This is a genomic window from Nocardiopsis coralliicola (assembly GCF_054779695.1).
In genome coordinates this window covers 1-20,358 of the sequence record NZ_BAAGXT010000023.1, presented here as the reverse complement: position 1 = coordinate 20,358, position 20,358 = coordinate 1, and the positions used below count along the sequence as shown (strand labels likewise).

The 20,358-nt window shown below is 74.9% G+C and carries 17 protein-coding genes and 1 pseudogene; all 18 read left to right on the top strand.

Annotated features, from left to right (window positions below; translation table 11 throughout):
- The first annotated feature begins 163 nt into the window (after positions 1-163).
- The gene (infC, locus tag ACYVGT_RS16710; RefSeq protein WP_460859415.1) at positions 164-775 is read left to right on the top strand and encodes a translation initiation factor IF-3; all 612 of its coding nucleotides are present in this window, start codon (positions 164-166) and stop codon (positions 773-775) included.
- Between the two features lie 116 nt (positions 776-891).
- Positions 892-1,083, top strand: a complete 192-nt coding sequence (gene rpmI / locus ACYVGT_RS16705) for a 50S ribosomal protein L35 (protein WP_460859261.1) — start codon at positions 892-894, stop codon at positions 1,081-1,083.
- A 90-nt stretch (positions 1,084-1,173) separates the two neighbouring features.
- Positions 1,174-1,560 (top strand): 50S ribosomal protein L20, encoded by a 387-nt coding sequence (rplT, locus tag ACYVGT_RS16700; protein ID WP_460859259.1) that lies wholly within the window; start codon positions 1,174-1,176, stop codon positions 1,558-1,560.
- A 17-nt stretch (positions 1,561-1,577) separates the two neighbouring features.
- A complete protein-coding gene (locus ACYVGT_RS16695) occupies positions 1,578-2,411 on the top strand; it encodes a TrmH family RNA methyltransferase (RefSeq protein WP_460859257.1) in 834 nt (277 codons plus the stop codon).
- 326 nt (positions 2,412-2,737) lie between these two features.
- A complete protein-coding gene (locus ACYVGT_RS16690) occupies positions 2,738-3,757 on the top strand; it encodes a sensor histidine kinase (protein WP_460859413.1) in 1,020 nt (339 codons plus the stop codon).
- 87 nt (positions 3,758-3,844) lie between these two features.
- Positions 3,845-4,963, top strand: coding sequence for a phenylalanine--tRNA ligase subunit alpha (gene pheS, locus ACYVGT_RS16685; protein WP_460859254.1), 1,119 nt, complete (start codon positions 3,845-3,847; stop codon positions 4,961-4,963).
- On the top strand, positions 4,963-7,461 hold the full coding sequence (gene pheT / locus ACYVGT_RS16680) for a phenylalanine--tRNA ligase subunit beta (RefSeq protein ID WP_460859253.1): 2,499 nt from the start codon (positions 4,963-4,965) through the stop codon (positions 7,459-7,461). The genes pheS and pheT overlap by 1 nt, the downstream gene beginning before the upstream one ends.
- A gap of 593 nt (positions 7,462-8,054) precedes the next feature.
- Positions 8,055-9,290, top strand: coding sequence for an aminotransferase family protein (locus tag ACYVGT_RS16675; RefSeq protein WP_460859411.1), 1,236 nt, complete (start codon positions 8,055-8,057; stop codon positions 9,288-9,290).
- A 151-nt stretch (positions 9,291-9,441) separates the two neighbouring features.
- On the top strand, positions 9,442-9,909 hold the full coding sequence (locus ACYVGT_RS16670) for a MarR family winged helix-turn-helix transcriptional regulator (protein ID WP_460859249.1): 468 nt from the start codon (positions 9,442-9,444) through the stop codon (positions 9,907-9,909).
- Positions 9,906-11,537, top strand: coding sequence for an NAD(P)/FAD-dependent oxidoreductase (locus ACYVGT_RS16665; RefSeq protein WP_460859246.1), 1,632 nt, complete (start codon positions 9,906-9,908; stop codon positions 11,535-11,537). The genes ACYVGT_RS16670 and ACYVGT_RS16665 overlap by 4 nt, the downstream gene beginning before the upstream one ends.
- 509 nt (positions 11,538-12,046) lie before the next feature.
- Positions 12,047-13,078: an N-acetyl-gamma-glutamyl-phosphate reductase gene (gene argC, locus ACYVGT_RS16660; protein WP_460859244.1), complete on the top strand. Its 1,032-nt coding sequence runs from the start codon at positions 12,047-12,049 to the stop codon at positions 13,076-13,078.
- 48 nt (positions 13,079-13,126) lie between these two features.
- The gene (gene argJ, locus ACYVGT_RS16655; protein ID WP_460859242.1) at positions 13,127-14,290 is read left to right on the top strand and encodes a bifunctional glutamate N-acetyltransferase/amino-acid acetyltransferase ArgJ; all 1,164 of its coding nucleotides are present in this window, start codon (positions 13,127-13,129) and stop codon (positions 14,288-14,290) included.
- Entirely contained in the window at positions 14,287-15,249 is a 963-nt protein-coding gene (gene argB / locus ACYVGT_RS16650; protein ID WP_460859240.1) for an acetylglutamate kinase, read from the top strand. The genes argJ and argB overlap by 4 nt, the downstream gene beginning before the upstream one ends.
- A complete protein-coding gene (locus ACYVGT_RS16645; protein ID WP_460859237.1) occupies positions 15,246-16,484 on the top strand; it encodes an acetylornithine transaminase in 1,239 nt (412 codons plus the stop codon). Before argB ends, ACYVGT_RS16645 begins: the two co-directional genes overlap by 4 nt.
- Positions 16,481-17,449 (top strand): ornithine carbamoyltransferase, encoded by a 969-nt coding sequence (gene argF, locus ACYVGT_RS16640; RefSeq protein ID WP_460859234.1) that lies wholly within the window; start codon positions 16,481-16,483, stop codon positions 17,447-17,449. Before ACYVGT_RS16645 ends, argF begins: the two co-directional genes overlap by 4 nt.
- A 14-nt stretch (positions 17,450-17,463) precedes the next feature.
- Positions 17,464-17,964: pseudogene (locus ACYVGT_RS16635) on the top strand (arginine repressor); the annotation flags it as partial.
- A gap of 104 nt (positions 17,965-18,068) precedes the next feature.
- Entirely contained in the window at positions 18,069-19,481 is a 1,413-nt protein-coding gene (gene argH, locus ACYVGT_RS16630) for an argininosuccinate lyase (protein WP_460859232.1), read from the top strand.
- Between the two features lie 134 nt (positions 19,482-19,615).
- The coding region (locus ACYVGT_RS16625; protein WP_460859231.1) for a nitrate- and nitrite sensing domain-containing protein at positions 19,616-20,358 on the top strand (743 nt) is incomplete at its 3' end.

Below are 20,358 nucleotides of genomic sequence, written 5' to 3'. Positions count from 1 at the left end.
CGGTCGGTACAGCGGCAGATGCGCCGCGTCCCGGCCGGATGATCACCCCGCTTGGCCACGCCGGTGGGGGTTTTTTGTTGCTGGCGCCGTTTCCGGCGCCGTCAGGCGCTCCGGTGCCACCCCTGCCACCGCACCGAATTCGACAAGGCTAGGGAGGGGTCTCATCAGCGCCGAGCCCCGCATCAATGACCGCATCCGGGTGCCCGAGGTCCGACTCGTCGGCCCGAACGGAGAGCAGGTCGGCATCGTCTCCGTGCAGGACGCACTGCGTCTGGCACAGGAGGCCGATCTCGACCTGGTCGAGGTCGCGCCGACCGCGCGTCCGCCGGTCGCCAAGCTGATGGACTACGGCAAGTTCAAGTACGAGTCCGCGGTCAAGGCACGCGAGTCGCGCAAGAACCAGTCGAACACGATCATCAAGGAGATCAAGCTCCGCCCGAAGATCGACGCCCACGACTACGACACCAAGAAGGGTCACGTCGTGCGCTTCCTCAAGGGCGGGGACAAGGTCAAGGTGACGATCATGTTCCGCGGCCGCGAGCAGTCCCGTCCGGAGCTGGGCCGCAGGCTGCTGGCCCGGCTGGCCGAGGACGTCGCTGACCTGGGCGCGGTCGAGTCGCAGCCCAAGCAGGACGGGCGCAACATGGTCATGGTGCTCGGGCCGCACAAGCGGCGCTCCGAGCACAAGGCCGAAGCCCGCGCTGCGGCCGGGGGCGGCCGGACCCGCCGTGAACAGCGCGAACCGCGCGAACAGGAGCAGAGCGGCCAGAGCTGAGCAACCGCTCGGCCGCCAGCTCCGACCAGCCCGACCCGGTGCGCCGGGCCGCCCGTGCGGCCCGGCGCAGCCGCGGGGTGGGCGAACCAGCACGACGACGAGGAGACGACGGCGACATGCCGAAGAACAAATCGCACAGCGGAGCCAGCAAGCGCTTCCGGGTGACCGGCTCCGGCAAGATCATGCGCCGCCGGGCCAACAAGAACCACATCCTCGAGCACAAGACGAGCCGCCGGAAGCGCCGTCTGGACAACGAGGTCCCCCTGCCCTCGGCCGAGGCGCGCAGGATCAAGAAGCTCCTGGGCTAGCACGATCAAGAAGCTCCGGGCTGGGACGGCTGGCAGGACCAGCCGCAGCCGGACTTCGCCCGACCTAACCAGACTTTTCGAGGAGTCACAGTGGCACGCGTCAAGCGGGCTCTCAACGCCAAAAAGAAGCGCCGGGTCGTCCTCGAGCGCGCCAGCGGCTACCGCGGGCAGCGCTCGCGGCTGTACCGCAAGGCCAAGGAGCAGATGCTCCACTCGATGACCTACTCCTACCGGGACCGCAAGGACCGGAAGGGGCAGTTCCGCCGCCTGTGGATCCAGCGCATCAACGCCGGAGCCCGCGCCAACGGCCTGACCTACAACCGCTTCATGCAGGGCCTGAAGCTGGCCGGCATCGAGGTCGACCGCCGCATGCTCGCCGAGCTCGCGGTCAACGACCAGACCGCCTTCGCCTCCCTGGTGGAGACCGCGAAGAAGGCGCTGCCGGCCACCGCCCGCGCGCAGCAGGCCGCGGCCTGAGCGGCCCGGGCAGCGACGTGACGGCGAGCCACGAGTTCACCAGCATCCGGTCGCCCCGGATCAAGGGGGCTCGTCGGCTCGCCAAACGCGCGTTCCGCCAGCGAGAGCAGCGCTTCCTCGCCGAAGGCCCGCAGGCCGTGCGGGAGGCGCTCGCCCGCGCCGGCACCGTGGTCGAGATGTTCGCCACCGCCGAGGCGGCGCAGCGGCACAGCGAGCTCACCGATGCCGCCTACGCCGCCGGAATCCCGGTGCACCGGGTCAGCCTCGAGGTGATGGGCGAGCTCGCCCAGACCGTCTCCCCGCAGGGGGTCGTCGCGGTCTGCGCGTTCGTCGACGCGCCGCTGGAGTCGATCGCCGGGGCGCGGCTGGTCGCCGTGCTCGCCCAGGTGCGCGACCCCGGCAACGCCGGCACGGTGCTGCGTACTGCCGACGCCGCGGGCGCCGACGCCGTGGTGTTCACCGATGCCTCGGTCGACCCCTACAACGGCAAGTGCGTCCGCGCTTCCGCCGGAAGCCTGTTCCACCTGCCCGTCGTGGTCGGCGCTTCGGCCGCCGACACCGCCGCGCTGCTGCGCGGCAGCGGCGCGGCCGTGCTCGCCGCGGACGGCGCCGGCAGCACCGACCTGCACGCCGCCGCCGACGGCGGCGCGCTCGACGGACCGGTCGCCTGGATCTTCGGCAACGAGGCGTGGGGGCTCCCTGCCGACACGGTCGCCCTCGCCGACCAGGCGGTCAGCGTGCCGGTCTACGGCGCGGCCGAGAGCCTCAACCTCGGTACCGCCGCCGCGGTGTGCCTCTACACCACCGCGCGGGAGCAGCGCCGGCACCGCGCCGATGCGCGACAGGCGTAGCGGTCCGGCGCAGCGACCCGCGATACGGGTTGCCTGCGGGTTGCCCGCATGCGCTGTGTCACCGATACTCTCTGTGTCGGTGATTCGGTGTCGGTGATGCTGGGTGACGCGCTCCGCCTCCGCGCGGAGCAGCGGGGGAGCCCGGGCGGGAGGCTGCCGTGGACGGCGACCAGACGGCGCTATCCCGCTCTGCAGCTGCTGCTGACCGCTCCCGTGCGGCGGCCGGCCCCGCCGCGGACGGTGCCGCCCCCGGCCCGCAGCCGGATGCCGGAGCCGGACCGGATCCGCGCACGGCCGGAGCGCACGCCGGGGACACCGCACTCGATCTGGACGACCTCCCTGACGGCGTGGTCATCGCCGACCGGGACGGCCGCGTCATCGCCGCCAACCGGGTGGCGGCCCGGCTCTGCCGCAGCACCCCCGCCGCCCTCGTCGGCCGCGACTTCCGGGACGCCCTGCCGCTGACCGATGCCGACGGCCGCGACTGGTGGAAGGCCTCCGACCCCTACGGCGGCCTGCGCACCCGCACCCGCCAGACCGAGCAGCGGCTCTCCCTGGCCGGCGGCCGCGAAGTCCTCGTCACCGCCGGCTACCGGCGGGACCGGCCGGCCGGCCCGCTGCACCGGCTCGTGGTGACCCTGCGCGACGGCTCCGCCCGCGAGCGGGCCGACCGCAGCCGCGCCGACCTCGTCTCCACTGTCGCCCACGAGCTCCGTTCGCCGCTCACCAGCGTGAAGGGCTTCACCGCCACGGTGCTCGCCCGCTGGGACCGGCTCACCGAGCGGCAGAAGATCTTCATGCTGGAGACGGTCAACGCCGACGCCGACCGGGTCACCCGCCTCATCACCGAGCTGCTCAGCGTCTCCCGGATCGAGTCCGGCCGGCTGGAGCTGCGGCGGAGCGTCGTCGACCTGCCCGAGCGGGTGCGCCGCGCCATCGTCGGCCGGGTCGCCGCCGGTGAGGACCCGGACGGCTTCCGCCTGCACGTCCGGGGCGACCTCCCCGAGCTGTGGCTGGACGCCGACAAGATCGACCAGATCCTGTCCAACCTGGTGGAAAACGCCGTGCGGCACGGCGCTGGTACTGTCACTGTAGTGATCGAGCCCTACGAGGAGGGAGCGGCCGTGTCGGTGCGCGACGAAGGCACGGGCATTCCGCCCGAAGCCGTTCCGCGCGTGTTCCGGCAGTTCTGGCGCTCCCGCCGGCGCGGCGGCACCGGACTCGGACTGTTCATCGTCAAGGGCCTGATCGAGGCCCACGGCGGCGCCATCGCGGTCGGCCGCGCCCCCACCGGCGGAGCTGAGTTCCGATTTACCGTGCCCGCCGGGGCACCCGAGTTCGCCTAGGACTCCTCTTCTGGCTCCGCGGGCCCTGGACGATCCAGTCGCCGGCACAGTCGTGCTGTCCACCCAGCTCTGCTCTGCGAAAGAACCATGTCTGCACACAATGACGAATACGACCCGGTCGAGGTGACCGCGCTGCACCCCGACGAGGTCGCCCGCATGCGCGACGACGCGCTCGCCGCGATCGCCGCCGCCGGCGACCTGGACGCCCTCAAGCAGGCCAAGGCGGCGCACGCCGGCGACCGGTCGCCGCTGGCGCTGGCCAACCGGGAGATCGGTGCACTGCCGCCGTCGGCGAAGGCCGACGCGGGCCGCCGCGTGGGCGCCGCCCGCGGAGCGGTCGGCAAGGCCCTCGCCGCGCGCAAGGCCGAGCTCGAGGAGGAGCGGGACGCCCGCGTCCTCGTCGAGGAGGCCGTCGACGTGTCGCTGCCCACCGACCGGGCGCCGCGCGGCGCCCGGCACCCCGTCACCACCGTCGCCGAGCGGATGGCCGACATCTTCACCGGCATGGGGTTCGAGGTCGCCGAGGGCCCCGAGGTCGAAGCCGAGTGGTACAACTTCGACGCCCTCAACTTCCTGCCGGACCACCCGGCCCGCACGATGCAGGACACCTTCTTCGTCGAGGCGCCCTCCGGCGGGCCGTCCGGGCGGGTGCTGCGCACCCACACCTCGCCGGTCCAGGTGCGCGCACTGCTGGAGCGGCCGCTGCCGGTCTACGTCGTCGCGCCCGGCACCACCTACCGCACCGACGAGCTGGACGCCACCCACACGCCCGTCTTCCACCAGCTCGAAGGCCTGGTCGTGGACGAGGGCATCACGCTCGCGCACCTGCGCGGCGCCATCGACGCCTTCGTGGAGGGCATGTTCGGCGGCGGGCTCACCACCCGCTTCCGCGCCTCCTACTTCCCCTTCACCGAGCCCTCGGCCGAAGTCGACATGGAGTGCTTCGTGTGCCGCGGCGCCTCCGTGGGCGACCCCGACCGCCCCTGCCGCACCTGCTCCAGTGAGGGCTGGATCGAGATCGGCGGCTGCGGCGCGGTCAACCCGCGGGTGCTCACCGCGGCCGGGGTGGACACCGGCCGCTACACCGGGTGGGCGTTCGGGCTCGGCATCGAGCGGACGCTGATGTTCGCCCACGGTGTCGCCGACATGCACGACATGGTCGAGGGCGACGTGCGGTTCACCTCGGCCTTCGGGATGGAGATCTGATGCGCGTCCCCCTTTCCTGGCTGCGCAGCCACGTCGACCTGCCGGAGGGCCTCACCGCCCGCGGCCTCGCAGAGAAGCTCACCACCGCCGGGCTTGAGGTGGAGACCGTGGACGCGGTCGGCACCGGCATCACCGGGCCGCTCGTACTCGGGCGCGTGCTGGAGATCGAGGAGCTGACCGGCTTCAAGAAGCCCATCCGGTTCTGCCGGGTCGACGTCGGCGCCGCCAACGGCACCGGCGAACCGCAGGGCATCGTCTGCGGCGCCCGCAACTTCGCCGAGGGCGACCTCGTCGCCGTCGCGCTGCCCGGCGCCGTCCTGCCCGGCGGCTTCGCCATCGGCGCCCGGAAGACCTACGGCCGGATGTCCGAGGGCATGATCTGCTCGGCCTCCGAACTGGAGCTGTGGGAGGACCACGCCGGCATCATCGTGCTGCCGGCCGCCGCCGGCGCGCCCGGCGACGACGCGTTCACCGTGCTGCCGCTGCGCGACGAGGTCCTCGACATCGCCGTCACCCCCGACCGCGGCTACGCGCTGTCGATCCGGGGCGTGGCCCGGGACGCCGCAGCCGTCCTCGGCACCGCGTTCCGCGACCCCGCCGCCGCGGTGGAGGGCCTCCCCGCCGCCGGTACCGGGCGCACGCCGGCCTCCGTCGAGGACCCGGCGCTGTGCGACCACTACGTGCTGCGGACCGCCGACGGGTTCGACCCCGGTGCGGCCACGCCGATCTGGATGAAGCGCCGCCTCGCGCTGTGCGGCGTGCGGTCGGTGTCGCTGGCCGTCGACATCACCAACTACGTGATGATGGAGCTCGGCCAGCCGCTGCACGCCTGGGACGCCGGTGCGCTGCGCGGCGCCCTGCAGGTGCGCGCGGCCCGGCCCGGCGAGACCCTGGAGACGCTGGACCACACCAAGCGCACCCTCGACCCCGACGACATCGTGATCGCCGACGACCGCGGCCCGATCAACATCGCCGGCGTCATGGGCGGTGCCGACACCGAGATCGGCGCGGCGACGACGTCGGTCGTCATCGAGGCCGGCCACTTCGACGCCGTGCACATCGCCCGCGCGTCGCGGCGCCACCAGCTCTCCTCGGAGTCCTCCCGCAGGTTCGAGCGGGGCGTCGACTCCGCCCTGCAGCCGGTCGCCGCCGAACGGGCGGTCCGACTGCTGGCCGAACTGGGCGGCGCCGCCGCCGAGCCCGGCGCCACCCGCATCGACACCACCGCGCCGCCCGCGGCGATCACCCTGGACCCCGGGCTGCCCGGGCGGATCGCGGGCGTCGACTACCCGCAGGCGGCGGTCACCGCGCGGCTGGAGCAGGTCGGCTGCACGGTCACCGGCAGCGGCCCGCTCTCGGTGGCGCCGCCCACCTGGCGCTCCGACCTCACCGACCCGAACGACCTGGTCGAAGAGGTCGTCCGGCTTGAGGGCTACGAGAACATCCCCTCGGTGCCGCCGCGCGCGCCGGCCGGCCGCGGGCTCTCGCCGGCGCAGCGCCGGGTGCGGGCGATCGGGCGGGCGCTGGCTGCCTCGGGCCACACCGAGGTGCTGAACTACCCGTTCACCGGCGAGCGCGACTTCGACGCGCTCCAGCTGCCCGCCGACGACGCGCGGCGCAGTGCGGTGCGGCTGTCCAATCCGCTCAACGACGACGAGCCGCTGCTGCGGACCACGCTCCTCCCGGGCCTGCTGAAGGCCCTGGTGCGCAACGTGGGGCGCGGCACCGCCGACGTCGCGCTGTACGAGAGCGCCCGGGTGTTCCATCCGGTTGCCGGTGCGCCGGAGCGCGCGCCGCTGCCGGGGGTCGACCGTGCGCCGGATGCCGCCGAGCGGGCCGCCGTCGACGCGGCGCTGCCCGCGCAGCCGCTGCACGTTGCAGCGGTGCTCGCCGGGCTCCGGCTGCCGGACGGATGGTGGGGCGCGGGCCGCCCGGCCGACTTCGCCGACGCGATCGCCGCCGCGATCGCCGCGGCGGCCGCCGCCGGGCTGGCGCTCTCGGCGCGTGCCGCCCAGCGCGCGCCGTGGCACCCGGGGCGCTGCGCCGCGCTCTATGCCGCCACGCCGGACGGCGAGGTCCTCGTGGGCCACGCGGGCGAGCTGCATCCGCGGGTGACCGCGGCCCTGGGGCTGCCGGAGCGCACCGCGGCGATGGAGCTCGACGCCGACGCGCTGGTCGCCGCTGCCGCGCCGCCGCGGGCGCCGGAGATCTCCACCTACCCGGTTGCCACCCAGGACGTCGCGCTCGTCGTCGGCTCCGGCGTCCCGGCCGGCGAGGTCGCGGCCGCGCTGCGCGGCGGCGCGGGGCCGCTGCTGGAGCAGGTGCGCCTGTTCGACGTCTACACCGGCGCCCAGGTGGGGGAGGGGAGCAAGTCCCTCGCCTACACGCTCCGGTTCCGCGCGCCGGACCGGACCCTGACCGCGGAGGAGGCCGGCGCTGCGCGCGACGCGGCCGTCGCCGAGGCCGCCCGCCGGACCGGCGCCGCGCTCCGCTCCTGACCGGACGGCCGCGCCGGGCGCCGCCTGTGCACCGCCGGCCCGCCGCCCGCCCCCGCACCGGGGCGGGGACGGCGGGCCGGCGGCTTCTTTTGCGCCGTGCCGCAGAGAACCGCCGCGCCCCCGGTGCGCTTTGCCGCGGAATGCGCTCCCGTTACCGTCCGGTGATTGCCGGAGGGGGCGGCGCCGATGCGGGTGGCGGCACGCCACTCCGGCGGGTCGCCCCGACCCCCGCCGGACCCGTTTCGCGCCGACTTCAAGTCGTGCGCAGAAAACTTTTTCGCCCATGTTTTCGCAGGTCGGAGCGTGTTTTTTGGGGATCGCGGAAGGGTAGTGCGCATGCTCGCTGTAAATCGGGGGAGTATTTCTTGTTTCGTCTCTTGAACCCGAGCGCTCCGCGAGCTTAGCCTGCAGACACCTGCCGCGAACCGGGCTCCCGGGGCTTCGCGGAACAGCTGTTTCATTCGGCGTTTTCTGCGTGCACGGCACGCACCAGCTGGCTCGGAGGTCGTCCTATGACCGAAACAGTGGTTTCGTATGCGCACCACCCCACCGACACGCCGGAGCCCGGGCGCTTCTGGCACACCTTCTCGGATATGCACCGGGTCTCCCAGGGCCCGAAGTTCACGGTGACCCGCGGCGAGGGCGTCTGGCTGTGGGACGAGAACGGCGACCGCTACCTCGACGGCACGGCCAGCCTCTGGTACTGCAACGTCGGGCACGGCCGCGCCGAGATCGCCGACGCCGTGTACCGGCAGATGAGCTCCCTGGAGACCTACGCGGTCTACGGCGACTTCGCCAACACGCCGGCGCTGCAGCTCAGCGAGCGCCTCGCCGCCCACGCGCCGGTCTCCGACGCCCGGGTCATCCTCAGCTGCGGCGGCGGCGAATCCATCGAGACCGCCGCCAAGCTCGCCCGGCGCTACTTCGCGGCGCTCGGGCAGCCCGGCCGGACGCACCTCATCTCGCGCACCAACGGCTACCACGGCCTGCACGGCCTGGGCACCAGCATGATCGGGATGGACCGGTTCCGCGCCGGCTTCGGCCCGGGCGACCCCGACACGTCCGTGGTCCCGCACGACTCCGCCGCCGCCGTCGAAGCGGAGATCCTCCGCGTCGGCGCCGACCGGGTGGCCGCGTTCTTCGCCGAGCCGGTCATCGGCTCCGGCGGGGTGCACGCGCCGGTCCCCGGCTACTTCGAGGAGATCGAGCGCATCTGCCGCCGGCACGGCGTGCTGTTCATCGTCGACTCCATCATCTGCGGATTCGCGCGGCTCGGCGACTGGTTCGGCATCGAGCGGTTCGGCGTCCGCCCGGACATGATCGTGTTCGCCAAGGGCGTCTCCAGCGGGTACCTGCCGCTGGGCGGGGTCGTGGCCTCCGGGCAGATCGCGGCGCCGTTCTGGGACGCGCCCGGCAACCCGTTCCACCACGGCACCACCTACGCCGGGCACGCCGCCTGCTCCAGCGCCGCCCTGGCCAACCTCGACATCCTGGAGCGGGAGGACCTGTTCACCGCCTCCCGGGAGGTCGAGACCCACCTGGACGGCGCCCTGCGCACCCTGGAGGACCACCCGCTGGTCCGCGAGGTCCGCTCGGGCACCGGCGTCATGGGCGCCGTCGAGCTGACCGAGGAGGCGCTGCAGGACGGCATCACCACCGCCGACATCTTCACTGAGGCGCGGGCCCGCGGCGTCATCCTGCGGGCGGTGCCCACCGCGCTGCTCATCTCGCCGCCGCTGATCGTCACCTGGGAGCAGATCGAGCACCTCACCGCCACACTGCGCGGCGCAATCGATGCGGTCGCCGCACGGGTGCCGCAGCGCGGCTGACCCGCAGTCCGCAACGGCGGCGCCCGGTGGTGCGGGCGCCGCCGCACGTGTGTCCGGGCCCTGCGGCCGGTACCGGACGTCCCCGCTGTTTGCACGACGTTTTCTTTTCGAGGAAGATGTTTACATCGGCGAACGGGGGAGGGGTGCGGCGATGACCAGCAGCGAGGGCCTGTCGGACGATGAACTCATCACCGCCTGGGGGCTGCTGATCGAGGCGGTGGACGCCGCCGAGCCGGTGCTGCTCGCCGGGGTGGATCCCAGCGGCGAGGACATGCCGGGCCCCTGGTTCGGCGTCCTCATCCGGCTCCAGCGCTCGCCCGGCCAGCGGCTGCCGATGAGCGTGCTCGCCCGCGAAGTCCACCTGAGCAGCGGCGGCTTCACCAAGCTCGCCGACCGCCTGGAGCGCAAGGGCTACCTGGTCCGCGAATCCTGCGCCGACGACCGCCGCGTCGTCTACGCCGCGCTCACCGAGTCCGGTGCCGCGCTCACCGCCGAAGCCAAGCGCCGGCACGCCGCTCTGCTGCGCGAGCACGTGGTCGGCGTCGTCGGCACCGACGGGCTGCAGACCCTGTCCCGGTTGGCCCGGTCCATCAGGGACGCCGCTAGCCTGGCCGGGTGAGACTCTTCACCAGTGCGGCCGAGATGCGCGCCGTTCCCCGCTCGGAGGAGTTCCGCAACGGGGGGGTATCCCTCTGGTACCGCGACGCCCCCGCCGTCCGGCGCCCCCCGCTGCCCGGCCCCGGCGACTACGACGTGTGCATCGTCGGCGCCGGCTTCACCGGCCTGTGGACCGCCTACTACCTGCTGCGCGCCGATCCCTCGCTCCGCGTCGCCGTGTGCGAGCGCGCATTCGCCGGCTCGGGGGCGGCCGGCCGCGGGGCCGGCCTGCTGACCGCCGACCTCCCCGCCGAGCACGAGCAGTACGCCGCCGACCACGGCAAGGGCGCCGCCGTCGCGCTGCAGCGCTCGCTGATGGCCTCCGTGGACGAAGTGGCCGGAGCCGCCGCGGAGGAGGGCATCGACGCCGGCACCGCGAAGGGCGGCATGCTCTTCGCCGCCACCGACCCCGAGCAGCGGGACCGGCTCACCGCCCGGGTCGAGCGGCTCCAGCAGTGGGGGTACTGGCCCGAGGACCTCCACCTCGTCGACCGCGGATCGCCGCAGCGGCCGCGGATCGGCGCGCTCGCCACCGCCTTCACCCCGCACGCCGGCCGCACCGACCCCGCCCGGCTCATCGGAGGGCTCGCCGCCGCCGTGGAGCGGCGCGGCGGCCGCATCTTCGAGGACACTCCGGTCACCCGCATCCACCCCGCCGGCGACGGCCGGCGGCCCGCTGCGGCCACCGCGGCCGGAACGATCCGCGCCGACGTGGTCCTGCGCGCCACCGACGGCTACTCCGACCCGCTCGGTGACGGCCCGCGCCGCTGGCGCGCCCGGCCCGGCGCGGTGATCGCCACCGAGCCGATGGACGACGGCCTGTGGGAAGAGCTCGGCTGGGATGGCACCGCCGTACTCGGCGATGCCGGCGAGTCCGCGGTCGTCGCGCGGCGCACCGCCGACGGCCGGCTCGCGGTGGCGGGCCCCGGCACCCCCTTCCGCGGTGCCGACGATGTTGCCGCGCCTCCATCGATCGCATCGCTGTGGCGGGCCCTGGCCCGGCTGTTCCCGGCCGCCGCCGCGGTTCCGATCGCCCATGCCTGGGCGGGCGTCGCGGGGGTGCCCGACGACCGCCGGCCCCGGCTCGGCTTCGATCCCGCCACCGGCCTCGCCTGGGCCGGGGGCTATTCCGGCAACGGCGCGGTCTTCGCCAACCTCGCCGGGCGCACGCTGCGCGACCTGGTCCGGGGCGAGCGCACCGCGCTCACCCGGCTGCCCTGGTCTGGACAGGACCGGACCGCCCGCACCCTGGCCCGCAGCCTGCACGCCGGCCTCGCCCGCCGCGCAGCGGAGCGCGCGGCCGCCGAGCCGGGCGCCGCCGCGGATGCACCGGAAGAGGTCCGGGCAGGGGCGCCGGTGCCGACCGGGAGCAGCACCGCCGCGGAGCGCGCCGGCTGCGCCGCACCCGCACCGGAAGCAGCACCCGGGCCAGCGTCGGCCGAGGAGCCGGAGACCGACCAGCCGGCCGGGGTTCCGGACGCGGAGCCGGCGGCAGAGTCTGCACGCCCCGCTGAGCCGCCCGGCAGAGCTGCCGGTTCCGATTCCGAGGCCGCGGCGGACAGCCCCTCCGGCACCTCCCGCCCCGGCTGAGCCGGCGGCGCCGGCCACAGGGCCGGAGCACCGCGCAGCGCGCGGACCACGGGCCGCGCCGGGGCCCGCTGAACCGGAGGCCGCCGCGGCCGGACCGGCCGGACCAGCCGGACCGCGTCACAGCGCCGGGCCTTCGTCCCCGCCCGGGCCGGGTGCCGCCTCCGCCGGTGCAGTTCCCCGCAGTCTTCCCCGTGCGCCCAAGCGGGCCGGAAGCCTGCCTGGGGACAGCCTGCCCGGGGACTCTTCGCCCGGCCCGCCGAGAGGCCGGGGCCGTTGCGGCGGCGGCGGTCCTGGGCGATCGTTTCTCCGCGGCGTCCGTGAGCGGGCCGGGGCCGGCGTGGTGCCGGTGCGGTGCCGCCCCGGCGGTACCACCGCGTGTGCCCGGGGGCGGGGGAGCGGCGAGCGAATGCGGACCGATAGAGTATCCATTGATTTGCATAAATTTGCAGTCGTCGGCATGATGGACACCGACTCCGCAGCGCACCGCGCACCATCCGAGGAGGATGACCATGGCCTACACCGCCGCGATCGCCGGAGCGAGCGGATACGCCGGAGGGGAGCTGCTCCGGCTGCTCGAGGGCCACCCCGAGATCGAGATCGGCGCGCTGACCGCCGGCGGCAACGCCGGCACCCGCCTCGGCGAGCACCAGCCGCATCTCGCCTCCCTCGCCGACCGGGTCCTCGCCGAGACCACGCCCGAGGTCCTCGCCGGCCACGACGTCGTCTTCCTCGCCCTGCCGCACGGGCGCTCCGCCGAGATCGCCGAGGCCCTCGGCGACAGCGCCCTGGTCGTCGACTGCGGCGCCGACTTCCGGCTCACCGACCCCGCCGCCTGGGAGCGCTTCTACGGCGGCCCGCACGCCGGCACCTGGCCCTACGGCCTGCCCGAACTGCCCGGCCAGCGCGGCGCCCTGGCCGGCGCCCGGCGCATCGCCGTCCCCGGCTGCCACGTCACCGCCGCCACTCTCGGCCTGCTGCCGGCCGTCGCCGACGGCCTCGCCCTGCCCGAGGACATCGTCGTCGTCGCCGTCACCGGCGTCTCCGGCGCCGGCAAATCGCTCAAGCCGCACCTGCTCGGCAGCGAAGCCATGGGCTCGGTCTCGCCGTACGGCGTCGGCGGCGTCCACCGGCACACCCCCGAGATCATCCAGAACCTCTCCCGCCTCACCGGTGACCCGGTCACCCTCAGCTTCACCCCGGTGCTCGCCCCCATGCCCCGCGGCATCCTGGCCACCTGCACCGCCCGCCTCGCCCCGGGCGCCACCGCAGAGCAGGTCCGCGCCGCCTACGAGCGGCACTACGCCGACGAGCCCTTCGTCCGCCTGCTGCCCGAGGGCGCGTGGCCCACCACCGGGATGACGCTCGGCGCCAACACCGCCGCCGTCCAGGTCGCCGTCGACGCCGACGCGGGCCGCATCGTCGCCTGCGCTGCGCTCGACAACCTCACCAAGGGCACCGCCGGCGGCGCCGTGCAGAGCACCAACATCGCCCTGGGCCTCGGCGAGGGCACCGGCCTGCCCACCGCCGCGGTCGCCCCCTGAGCCCGCCCGCCACCCCGCACCGATCCGGACGACACTGAAAGGTCCACCGTGAGCGTCACCGCACCCCGCGGCTTCCGCGCCGCAGGCGTCGCCGCCGGCCTCAAGGACGGCAGCGCCCGCGACGTCGCCGTCGTCGTCAACGACGGCCCGTCGCGCGCCGCAGCGGCCGTCTTCACGCGCAACCGCGTGCAGGCCGCGCCGGTCCAGTGGACCCGCCAGGTGGCCAAGGGCGGCCGCGTCCGCGCCGCCGTGCTCAACTCCGGCGGCGCCAACGCCTGCACCGGCGCCCCCGGCTTCGCCGACACGCACACCACCGCCGAGCGCGCCGCCGCCGCCCTGGGCGACTCCGCCGCCGAGATCGCCGTCTGCTCCACCGGCCTCATCGGCGAGCGGCTGCCGATGGACGCGCTGCTGCCCGGAGTCGACGCCGCGCTCGCCGCAGCCACCCGGGACGGCGGCCTGAACGCCGCCGACGCCGTGCGCACCACCGACTCCGTCGCCAAGATCGCGTTCCGCCGGGCTGCGGGCTACACCGTCGGCGGCATGGCCAAGGGCGCCGGGATGCTCGCACCGTCCCTGGCCACCATGCTCGCCGTGGTCACCACGGACGCCGACCTCACCGCCGAGCAGTGCGACCGGCTGCTGCGCGCCGCCACCGCCCGCACCTTCGACCGGGTCGACGCCGACGGCTGCATGTCCACCAACGACACCGTGCTGCTGATGGCCTCCGGCGCATCCGGCACCGCCGTCACCGGGCCAGCGGAGGAGGCCGCCTTCGCCGAGCAGCTCGGCGAGGTCTGCGCCGACCTGTCCCGGCAGATGATCGCCGACGCCGAAGGCGCCTCCAAGTCGATCGCGGTCGAGGTGGTCGGCGCCGCCAGTGAGGACGACGCCGTCGAGGCCGCCCGCGCCGTCGCCCGCAACAACCTCTTCAAGTGCGCCGTCTTCGGTGAGGACCCCAACTGGGGCCGGGTGCTGGCGGCCGTCGGGACCACCGCAGCCGCCTTCGAGCCGGACCAGCTCGACGTCGCCATCAACGGCGTCTGGGTGTGCCGCAAGGGCGGCGTCGGCGAGGACCGCTCCCGCGTCGACCTGACCGGCCGCGACGTGCACGTCGTCGTCGACCTGTCCGCGGGCAGCGCCTCGGCCACCGTCTGGACCACCGACCTGACCACCGACTACGTCCACGAGAACTCGGCGTACAGCTCATGAACTCGCGCTCACAGGCCCTCGACAAGGCCGCCACCCTCATTGAAGCGCTGCCCTGGATGAGCCGCTTCCACGGCCGCACCGTCGTCGTCAAGTACGGCGGCAACGCCATGACCGACCCCGCCCTGCAGGACCGCTTCGCCGAGACCGTGGTCTTCCTGCGCTACGCCGGGCTGCGCCCGGTCGTCGTGCACGGCGGCGGGCCGCAGATCAAGGCCCACCTCGAACGCGTCGGACTCGAGAGCCGCTTCGCCGGCGGCCTGCGGGTCACCGACGAGGCCACCATGGACATCGTCCGGATGGTGCTGGTCGGCCAGGTGAACCGGGACATCGTCGGCCGGATCAACCGGCACGGCCCGTTCGCCGTCGGCATCTCCGGTGAGGACGCCCGGTTGATGACCGCCGAGCGCAAGCCCGCCCTCGTCGACGGCGAACCGGTCGACATCGGCCTGGTCGGCGAAGTCACCCGCGTCGACCCCGGCGTCATCGCCACCCTCCTCGACGACGGCCGCATCCCCGTCGTGTCCAGCATCGCCGCTGTCGCCGGCGAAGGGGCCGCCACCCCGGGCACCGCGGGCGCGCCCGGGACCGGCGAGCCGGTCGGCGGCGCCCAGGGCGTCTACAACGTCAACGCCGACACCGCCGCCGCGGCGCTCGCCGTCGGGCTCGGCGCGAGCAAGCTGATCATGCTCACCGACATCGAGGGCCTCTACGCCGACTACCCCGCCTGCGAGGAGCTGATCAGCCGGCTCACGGCAGACGAGCTGCAGGCCATGCTGCCCCGGCTGTCCAGCGGCATGGTGCCCAAGATGGAGGCGTGCCTGCACGCGGTGCGCGGCGGCGTGCCGCAGGCCCACGTCCTGGACGGCCGCACCCCCAACGCGATGCTGCTCGAAGTGTTCACCAACGACGGCATCGGCACCATGGTCATCCCCGATCCGACCCCGGGAGCCGCCGGATGAGCAGCACCAGCAACGGCGGCGCAGGCAGCGCCGCCGCAACCGCCACCGCTCAGCTGCAGCAGCGCTACGCCGCCGCCCTGATGCCCAACTACGGTGTGCCGCCGATCGCACTGGCCTCCGGCGAGGGCTGCCGCGTCACCGACGCCGACGGCAAGACCTACCTCGACCTCGTCGGCGGTATCGCGGTCTCCGCGCTCGGCCACGGAGACCCGGGCCTGGCCGGCGCGGTCGCCGACCAGGTGCGGCGCATCGCGCACACCTCCAACCTGTACGTCAACGAGCCCGCCGTCGCCCTCGCCGAGCGCCTGATCGGACTGGCCGGCGACGACTCGGCCCGCGTCTTCCTCGCCAATTCCGGTACCGAGGCCAACGAGGCCGCCCTCAAGCTCGCCAAGCGCGCCGCCGGCAGCGAGCGCCCCGTGTTCGTCGCCGCCGAGAGCGGCTTCCACGGCCGCAGCTCCGGAGCGCTGGCCCTCACCGGCAAGGACGCCATCCGGGCCCCCTTCGGCCCGTTCGGCACCGAGGTCCGCTTCGTGCCCTTCGGCGACGCCGCGGCGCTGGAGAAGGCCGTGGACGCCTCGGTCGCCGCCGTCGTCCTGGAGCCGGTCCAGGGCGAGGCCGGCGTCGTCGTCCCGCCGGAGGACTACCTGGTTCGGGCCCGCGAGGCCTGCGACGCCGCCGGCGCCGCGCTCATCCTCGACGAGATCCAGAGCGGCGTCGGCCGCACCGGCCACTGGTTCGCCCACCAGGCATCCGGCGTGCGCCCGGACATCCTGACGCTCGCCAAGGGCCTCGGCGGGGGACTGCCCATCGGTGCCTGCATCGGCTTCGGCCGCTACGCCCAGGCGTTCGCCCCGGGCGACCACGGATCGACGTTCGGCGGCAACCCGGTGGCCGCGGCCGCCGCCAACGCCGTCCTCGACCGCATCGAGCACTCCGGACTCCTCGGCAGCGTGTCCGCGGTCGGCGCCGCGCTCGCCGACGGCATCCGCACCTGCGGCCACCCCCTGATCAGCGGGGTCCGCGGCGCCGGCCTGTGGCTCGGCGTCGAGCTCGACTCCGACGCCCCCGACGCCGCCGCCCGGGTCCAGGCAGCCGCTGCCCGGCACGGATTCCTGGTGAACGCCGTCGGCCCCGCCACCCTGCGGCTCGCGCCGCCGCTCATCCTCAGCGCAGCCGAAGCCCGGGAGTTCACCGGCGCGCTGCCCGCCATCCTCGACGAGGTGACCGCATGAACAGCCCGACCCCGACCGCCCTGAGGCACTTCCTCCGCGACGACGACCTCACCCCCGCAGAGCAGGCCGAGGTGCTCGACCTCGCCGCCGAGCTGAAGCGGGACCGCTTCGCCCGCCGCCCGCTGGAGGGGCCGCGCACCGTCGCCGTCCTCTTCGACAAGGCCTCCACCCGCACCCGGGTGTCCTTCTCGGTGGGCATCGCCGACCTGGGCGGCCAGCCGCTCGTCATCGACGCCCAGTCCAGTCAGATGGGCCGCGGCGAGCCCATCGCCGACACCGCCCGGGTCCTCGACCGCCAGGCCGAGGCCATCGTGTGGCGCACCTACGCCCAGGCCGGCCTGGACGAGATGGCCGCGCACAGCAGCGTGCCCGTGGTCAACGCGCTCTCCGACCTCTACCACCCCTGCCAGATCCTCGCCGACCTGCAGACCGTCCGCGAGCACAAGGGCCGTACCGCCGGGCTCGTCCTCGCCTACTTCGGCGACGGCGCCAACAACATGGCCCACTCCTACCTGCTGGGCGGCGCCACCGCCGGCATGCACGTCCGCATCGCCGCCCCCGCGGGCTACCTGCCCGACGCCGGCATCGTCGAGCGGGCCCGCGCGATCGCCGCCCAGACCGGCGGCTCGGTCGAGGTCACCGGCGACGCCCGCGCCGCAGCCGAAGGCGCCGACGTCCTCGCCACCGACGCCTGGACCTCCATGGGCCAGGAGGGCGAAGCCGCCGACCGCGTCGCCCCGTTCCGCCCCTACGCCATCGACGACGACCTGCTCGCGGCGGCCGGCACCGGCGCGATCGTGCTGCACTGCCTGCCCGCCTACCGCGGCCAGGAGATCAGCGAAGCCGTGCTGGAGGGCCCGCAGTCCGCCGTCTGGGACGAGGCCGAGAACCGCCGCCACGCGCAGAAGGCGCTGCTGTGCTTCCTGCTCGACCGGGCCGGGCACCGAGGAAGCGGCGCCGCGTGAGCGCGTCGGCGCCGATGACCAAGGCCGCACGGCACGCCCGCATCGCCGGCGTGCTGCGCGGCCGCAGTGTCCGCTCGCAGAGCGAACTCGCCCGGCTGCTCGCCGAGGCCGGGGTACACGTCGCCCAGGCCACCCTCTCCCGCGACCTGGACGAGCTCGGCGCCGTCAAGCTCCGCACCCCGGAGGGCGACCTGGTGTACCAGCTCCCCGGCGAGGGCGGCGAGCGCGTACAGCGCGCCGGTGGCGGCGACGAGGACCTGGAGCTGGGCCCCGCGGCCGGATCCCGCCTCACCCGGATCGCCGAAGAGCTCCTCGTCTCGGCCGAGGCGTCCGCCAACATGGTGGTCGTGCGCACCCCGCCGGGCGCCGCGCAGTACCTCGCCTCGGCGATCGACCACACCGACTTCCGCGCCATCCTCGGCACCATCGCCGGCGACGACACCATCCTGGTGGTCTCCCGCGACCCGGCGGGCGGCGCGGACCTCGCGGCGGCCCTGCTCCGGCTGGCCGACCGCAGCGGCCCCGGCCGCGCCGACCGGAGTGCCGACCGCCAGGGCGCCGACCCGGCACCCGGCGGCCAGGCACCGCCCGAACCCGGACCAGAAAAGGACACCCGAACGTGAGCGACCCTGAGGTCACCCGGCTGTGGGGGGGCCGCTTCTCCGGCGGCCCGGCCGACGCCCTCGCGCGGCTCTCGCTGAGCACGCACTTCGACTGGCGGCTGGCCCGCCAGGACATCGCCGGCTCCCGCGCCCACGCGCGCGTGCTGCACGGCGCCGGCCTGCTCACCGACGACGAGCTGGCCGCGATGCTGGCGGGGCTGGACCGGCTGGAGGCCGATGTCGCCTCCGGCGCGTTCACCCCCGTCCTGGAGGACGAGGACGTGCACACCGCGCTGGAGCGCGGCTTCATCGAGCGCGTCGGCCCCGAACTCGGCGGACGGCTGCGGGCCGGCCGCTCCCGCAACGACCAGATCGCCACCCTTGTGCGGATGTACCTGCGCGAGGAGGGCCGGGGCATCGCCACCGAGCTCCTCGACCTCGTCGACGCGCTCGCCGACCAGGCCGAAGCAGCCGGCGACACGGCCATGCCCGGCCGCACCCACCTGCAGCACGCGCAGCCGATCCTGCTCGCCCACCATCTGCTGGCGCACGCCTGGCCGCTGCTGCGCGACGTGGAGCGGCTCGCTGACTGGGACCGCCGCGCCGCCGTCTCGCCCTACGGCTCCGGCGCCCTGGCCGGCACGTCGCTCGGCCTCGACCCGCAGGCCGTCGCCGCCGAGCTGGGCTTCACCGACTCCGCGCCCAACTCCGTGGACGGCACCGCCGCCCGCGACGTGGTGGCCGAGTTCGGCTTCACCGCCGCGATGGCCGGCGTCGACCTGTCCCGGCTGGCCGAGGAGGTCATCCTCTGGGCCACCAAGGAGTTCTCCTTCGTCACCCTCGACGACGCCTACTCCACCGGCTCGTCGATCATGCCGCAGAAGAAGAACCCCGACATCGCCGAGCTCGCCCGCGGCAAGGCCGGCCGGCTCGTCGGAGACCTCGCCGGGCTGCTCACCACGCTCAAGGGCCTCCCGCTCGCGTACAACCGCGACCTGCAGGAGGACAAGGAGCCGGTGTTCGACGCCGTCGACACGCTCCGCCTCCTGCTGCCCGCCTTCACCGGAATGGTCGCCACCCTGACCTTCCACCGCGAGCGGATGGAGTCGCTCGCGCCGCAGGGCTTCTCGCTCGCCACCGACATCGCGGAGTGGCTGGTGCGCCGCCGCGTCCCGTTCCGCGAGGCGCACGACATCGCCGGCGCCTGTGTGCGCGCCTGCGAGGAGCGCGGCGTCGACCTGCCCGATCTGAGCGACGAGGACTTCGCGAAGATCTCGCCGCACCTGGCGCCGGACGTGCGCGAGGTGCTCACCGTGCCCGGTTCGCTCGCCTCCCGCGACGCCAAGGGCGGCACCGCCCCGGCGCGGGTCGCCGAGCAGCTCGCCGCGGTGCGCGCCGCAACCACCGCACACCGGGCCCGTCTCGGCTGATCCCGGCGAACCGCCGCGCGGCGGCGGCCGATGCGGTAGCGTCCTGACTCCGCGGGTACCTTCCGTGTCCGCCTCCGCACCCAGGGTTATGGGTGCCGGAGGCGGGCGGAGGGCGGGCCGCAGAGGAGGGGGCGATGAGGCAACCGGAGGAGGGCCGGCGCGGGATCAGGGCGCAGCTCCGCGGGATCGTGCTGATCCCGGGCGCCACGTTCCTCGCGCTGTTCGCACTGCTCGGCGCCGTGGCTGCCGGCTACGCCGCCGCGCTCCACCTCGGCGCTCGGGACGCCGAGGAGGGCGCCGCCGTCGCCGAGGTCCTCGCGGCGCTGCAGACCGAGCGGCGGCTCGCCGCCGAGCACCTCGCCGCGCCCGGAGCCGAGCGGCTCAGCGCCCTGCGCTCCGCCGCCGAGACCACCGACTCCGCGGTGTCTGCCCTGGACGCATCCGGCGGCCGGCTCCGCAGCGCCGACGACCCCGGTACGGCGGAGGCCGCGGCATCCTTCCACTCCGCGCTCGCCGGGCTCGGCACGCTCCGCTCCGGCGTGATCGCCGGCGAGCTGCCGGCGACCGAGGCGGCCGACTCCTACGGCTCGGCCGCCGACCGCGGCATCGCGCTCTCCGCGGCCCTGTCCCGCACGCTGCACCACGCGCCGGCGGTCGCCGCCGGTACCGACGCAGCGGGCGTGCTCCGCGCCCAGCAGGGGCTGGCTGCCGCCGATGCGCGCCTGTCCGGGGCGCTCGCCGGATCCGGCCCCTCCGACGAGGACCGCCGCGCCGCCGTCGCGGCCGCCGACGCCGCTGAGCAGCGGCTCTCCGAGGCCGGGCTGACGCTGCCGGGCGGCGCCGCCGCCGGCGCTGCGGCGCAGACCGCCGCGACACC

Excerpts from the sequence above, each read along its gene's own strand:
- rpmI (WP_460859261.1), top strand. The coding sequence starts at position 892 with ATGCCGAAGAACAAATCGCACAGCGGAGCCAGCAAGCGCTTCCGGGTG.
- argC (WP_460859244.1), top strand. The coding sequence starts at position 12,047 with ATGGCCTACACCGCCGCGATCGCCGGAGCGAGCGGATACGCCGGAGGG.
- ACYVGT_RS16675 (WP_460859411.1), top strand. The coding sequence starts at position 8,055 with ATGCACCGGGTCTCCCAGGGCCCGAAGTTCACGGTGACCCGCGGCGAG.
- ACYVGT_RS16645 (WP_460859237.1), top strand. The coding sequence starts at position 15,246 with ATGAGCAGCACCAGCAACGGCGGCGCAGGCAGCGCCGCCGCAACCGCC.
- argF (WP_460859234.1), top strand. The coding sequence starts at position 16,481 with ATGAACAGCCCGACCCCGACCGCCCTGAGGCACTTCCTCCGCGACGAC.
- pheT (WP_460859253.1), top strand. The coding sequence starts at position 4,963 with ATGCGCGTCCCCCTTTCCTGGCTGCGCAGCCACGTCGACCTGCCGGAG.
- pheS (WP_460859254.1), top strand. The coding sequence starts at position 3,845 with ATGTCTGCACACAATGACGAATACGACCCGGTCGAGGTGACCGCGCTG.
- ACYVGT_RS16670 (WP_460859249.1), top strand. The coding sequence starts at position 9,442 with ATGACCAGCAGCGAGGGCCTGTCGGACGATGAACTCATCACCGCCTGG.
- argB (WP_460859240.1), top strand. The coding sequence starts at position 14,287 with ATGAACTCGCGCTCACAGGCCCTCGACAAGGCCGCCACCCTCATTGAA.